General features: G+C 36.5%; 6 protein-coding genes. All 6 read right to left on the bottom strand.

What is annotated here, in order from left to right:
- Window positions 1–253: 253 nt before the first annotated feature.
- A complete protein-coding gene (locus tag AB1397_02375) occupies window positions 254–2,050 on the bottom strand; it encodes a glycosyltransferase family 39 protein (GenBank protein ID MEW6481838.1) in 1,797 nt (598 codons plus the stop codon).
- A 58-nt stretch (window positions 2,051–2,108) separates the two neighbouring features.
- Entirely contained in the window at window positions 2,109–2,285 is a 177-nt protein-coding gene (locus tag AB1397_02380; protein ID MEW6481839.1) for a hypothetical protein, read from the bottom strand.
- Window positions 2,254–2,637 (bottom strand): PaREP1 family protein, encoded by a 384-nt coding sequence (locus tag AB1397_02385; protein ID MEW6481840.1) that lies wholly within the window; start codon window positions 2,635–2,637, stop codon window positions 2,254–2,256. Before AB1397_02385 ends, AB1397_02380 begins: the two co-directional genes overlap by 32 nt.
- Window positions 2,634–2,882 (bottom strand): gliding motility-associated C-terminal domain-containing protein, encoded by a 249-nt coding sequence (locus tag AB1397_02390; GenBank protein ID MEW6481841.1) that lies wholly within the window; start codon window positions 2,880–2,882, stop codon window positions 2,634–2,636. Before AB1397_02390 ends, AB1397_02385 begins: the two co-directional genes overlap by 4 nt.
- Window positions 2,883–2,919: 37 nt before the next feature.
- Window positions 2,920–3,852 (bottom strand): PorV/PorQ family protein, encoded by a 933-nt coding sequence (locus AB1397_02395; GenBank protein MEW6481842.1) that lies wholly within the window; start codon window positions 3,850–3,852, stop codon window positions 2,920–2,922.
- An 88-nt stretch (window positions 3,853–3,940) separates the two neighbouring features.
- The coding region (locus AB1397_02400; GenBank protein ID MEW6481843.1) for a T9SS type A sorting domain-containing protein at window positions 3,941–4,312 on the bottom strand (372 nt) is incomplete at its 5' end.

A 4,312-nucleotide genomic window follows, 5' to 3' on the forward strand; every position in this document is an offset into this window, starting at 1 on the left:
TACAATCTTCCTTATCTCCTCAATATCCTGTTTGGTTAAGCTACAATAGGCAGGGAATGTCAAAATCATCAAAATCCCAAAGATTCCTCTTTTCATCTTACGACCTCCTTTAAAGCAGGCTCTTTATTGAACCTGCTTTTGTTATATAAAAACCTTTTAGGGTGACTAGATTTGCTCCCTCCTTTTTATAATTTTTCAAATTTTTCATTCTTAAAATTATAACATCATTTACAAAATTTTGCAAGGAAAATTTTTATCTTATCAATTCCAACCAGACCATAAATTCTCCCTTTTTTAGACTTTCCCATCTGCCATTTTTTAAGAAAAATGACCTTTTGAATGTGATTCCTTCATCTATAGGAAATAAAAAATTTTCGGAAGATGAAATAACAATGGTATTCTTTCCTTTGTTAAACAAAGAGGGATTAAGCCTTATTGAGCCTATTTGAAGAAGAGAGCCACTTCCACCTATGGAACAATCTCCTCTAATCCTTCCATTAATATCCACCGTTAATGCCCCTGGCTTTTCGGCTTGATAACTAAAGAAAAGAATAATTTCTTTAAATTTCTGTAGGTTTTCTGTAATGATTAACTCCTTTTTAATTTCACCCTTAAGCACAAAGGCATCCTTGCTTAATCTTTCGTTATCACCATTATCCTTTATAACAATCACACCCTCAATCTCTTTATGTATTCCTTCTGGATGAACAAGAGGATAAAAAAATCCCGATATATATTGAGAATAAACAAGATTTCCTGAAAAAAACAAGGGAATAAGGGATAAAAGGATAGGAGATAATTTTCTCTCTTTAATCTTTTCATACCACCAATTGAGGCTAAATCCGGCAAAGATAATAAAAATAGGAAGAAAACAAATTTTATATCTTCCCAAAATAAACACAATTACAATAGACAACATCCCAGAAAAGAGAAATAGATAAAGAAGGAGTATCCTTCTTAAAGACTTTATGGAGAGAATAGTTCCAACCAGGGCTAAAATCCCGACACTCCCAAATCCAAGGAATATGGGAAGCCTAAGCAACCAGGAATAATTCCTTTGCATCGGATAATTTGTATTATTTTCAATCTCATAAGCCTGCCAAAAAAGAAGGAATTTTTTAAGTTGCAAAAGAAAAAAGCCTTTTGGGTTATTTTTAAAAAACCTGATAACCTCATCTATATATGCCCCATCCCCTTTCTTTCTTACTATATCATCTACCATTTTTTGATAATGGGAGGGAGGGTAGGTGTATTCACCATCAGCATAAGGGTTATTCCCAATCCATAGATTAACTGGCCCATTGGTTGAGATCAGCACAAATCTGCCAGATACAAGGTAGTTCCTGATTGTTGCAGGAGAGATGGTAAGAAGGATAATTAAGCAAAGAAAGCCATATCTTAAGAATTTTGAATTTTGAATTTTGAATTTTGAATTAATGAGCATCCAGGGAAGAAGAAAGGGAATAAAGAGCAAGATATTTGCCCTGGCTAAGGCAGAGAGACCTAAAGAAATTCCAGCAAAGGCAATGTTTTTGTAAGATGGATTATCCTCTATTCTTAAGAGAAGAAAGATGGATAATGTATTTAGAAAGGTTATCAAGGATTCCATAAGCAAGACACCTTCGTGGATATAGAACATTGCATAAAGGATTGAGATAATCAGGGAGATATAGCCAATTGGTTTGTTAAAGACCTTCTTTGCGATTAAATAGGTTAAAAAGGAGGTTAGAACACCAAGGATCATCTGGATAAGCCTTGGAAAATAAGGGTCTATACCAAAGATTTTATAGATTAAGGCAAGGAAGTAGAAATATAGAGGACCATAGTAATATGGCCCTTTATTAGAGAATGTGCCATCAAGGATTTGCTTGGCATAGTTATCATAGGTAAGCATATCTGTTCCCAAAGGAGGATTATAAAACGAAGGGTCATTTGCCTTAAGAGAGGAAAGATAGATAAGGCGAAAGATAAGGGCAACAAGAAGAAGCAAGGAAACAATGATTATCTCTTTTTTATCAATAGTAATCTCTTTCTTTTGTTTTGCCTTCATTTTTTCGTATGTGTTTAACTCTCTTTAAAAGCTATTTTTCATTTTGCATTTTTAAGTTTTAAGTTTTTATTGTATCGCCATTATTTGCGGCATTTATTGCAGATTGAATGGTTGTATAGCTTCCTGGCGCAGGGAAATCTGCTGCTTTTGCCCTTTTAAAAAACCCATTCCCAAAACTACCAAACTTGCTTTTAAAAGCCTCTTCATTTTTCTTTTCCCTCCTTTTCTCCTTCAATCAGGGTTTTTATCTTTTTAATAAATTCTTTACTCTGAAGCCCATATTCTTCTACTTGCTCTTTGGTAAGCCAGCCTTCGTAGAAATTCGTATGGAGCATACCCGCTAAACCAAATTGGTCTAGTAGTTTTCTATTATCAATCTCTACACACAGTTTACTTACATTTTGAAACAGCTTGGCATGTCCATCATGAGGCCAACCCTTTAGTTCACAATAAGCCTTAAGGATTTGGGTTGCTGCCCCCCAATATTTCTCTCCTGTCTGGCGAAGGTCTCCTTTTCTAAATTCTTTATCGCCTTCTTTTATATATTCATCTGCTTGCTCGATATATTGCTTTACCTTTGTATTCACCTTATTATGGCAATCTTTATAATCTTTGCCTGTTTCTTATGGCCTAGGTCTACAATTACCCGTGCAAAATATACGCCATTGGCAACAGGTTTTTGATTGCCATTTCTGCCATCCCAGTCAATCTCCAATGCATTACCATCAACCCTATCGTATCCTCTCTTTTCCCAAACAAGGTCTCCTGCTACATCGTAGATATTTACCTCAAGAGGAAGTCCGGTTGGATTTTGTGAAAACTCAACCCTGATGGTTGTTTTCCATCAAAGGTTGCACTTGAACCAGAGCTTAAAACCTTGAAGAAAAGGAAAGCCTATGGTTGTATTCTTTAACCTCGTCAAAGGCGGTGAAGGTATCGGGTGAGAAGCTGTAATCAAAACCAAGGCTTGTGTTTGAGAGGGGAAATCTTAAGGAAAAGCCTGCGGTGGGGTCTTTTGAGTTAAGCCCTGCCCTTATGCCAATGTTATTCTTTATCCAGTATTCAATGCCAAGATGGGGTTTTAGGTTGCTCCTTTCCTCTATCTTTTCAAGGTCAAGGCAGAGATTAAGCTTTTCATCTAAAAGCCTTGCTCCTAAGCCACATCTTAGATCAAGGGGAAGCTTGTCGGTTAAGCCAGTATCCCATTCAAGATAAGAACCTGCATCTTGAAGGATGAGTCCAAGATAAAGCTTGTTGTTAAATGGCTTAATAATCCCTAAATCAATACCCCACCCCTTTCCCGAATGCTTTCCCGAGGTTGGGTTCATCTGCTGATGTAAAAGCTTTATATTTCCTCCGATGCTTATCTCTTTTATCAGCCTGGCATAGGATAAAAGGAGGGTATTTTCTGAGTCTGTGAATTTTCCAAGATATGTTGTTTTATCTTTCCATTCCTCTATCCCAGAAACCCCAAAGTTTATCAGGGAGAGGGCATAGGCTGATTCCTCGTCTATGGGTGAGGCATAATTTAGGAAATTGTATTTTCTATCCAATGAAAGAATGGAATACATTGAACCAACCTCTCTCTTTTCAAGCTGGATTAAGCCTGCTGGGTTCCAATAGCTTGCACTAAAGTCATTTGCCAAGGAGGTAAATGCCCCTCCCATGCCAAAGGCTCTTGCCCCTAATCCCATCCTTAAATATACCCCTGCCTCTCCGCCATAATCCTTTGCTATTAGAACAGAAGAGCAGAAGAACAGAAGAACAGAAGAACATACCTTTAAAATCTGCAACTTCTTCATTTTACCACCCTTGACTTAAAGAAATCATCTACCTTATTTTTCATATTTCTATTATAAATCTCAATCAAATACTTTGTCAAGCATTTTTTTATTTCACCACCATTGACTTTATGGCAGAGAAATCATCTGCCTTTATTTTATAAAAGTATAATCCAGAAGAGAGGTTTTGTCCAGCATTATTTTTTAGGTCAAAGAATATTGCCCTATCCTTTTGGGTATATGAGCCTTTGGGTTTTTGTCCTAGCTCTATTGTCCTTACCCTTTGTCCTAAGATGTTATAGATTTCAAGAGAAACATTTGAATCCTTGGAAAGCTTGAATGGGATATAGCAGGCATCCTTTGCGGGATTGGGGTATGATTGAAAAAGCTCTGAGATTTGGGGAACTTGTGTATTTATGGTTAGTAAGATTGCTTGGGATTGCATTTCTTTGTTTGCCATATTCCTTGTTGAAATTGGGAT

The sequence above is a fragment of the bacterium genome (assembly GCA_040756715.1).
Lineage (GTDB): Bacteria > UBA9089 > UBA9088 > UBA9088 > UBA9088 > JBFLYE01.

What these genes read in the sequence shown, in the direction of transcription:
- AB1397_02375 (MEW6481838.1), bottom strand. Translation starts at nt 2,050, where the DNA reads ATGAAGGCAAAACAAAAGAAAGAGATTACTATTGATAAAAAAGAGATA.
- AB1397_02395 (MEW6481842.1), bottom strand. Translation starts at nt 3,852, where the DNA reads ATGAAGAAGTTGCAGATTTTAAAGGTATGTTCTTCTGTTCTTCTGTTC.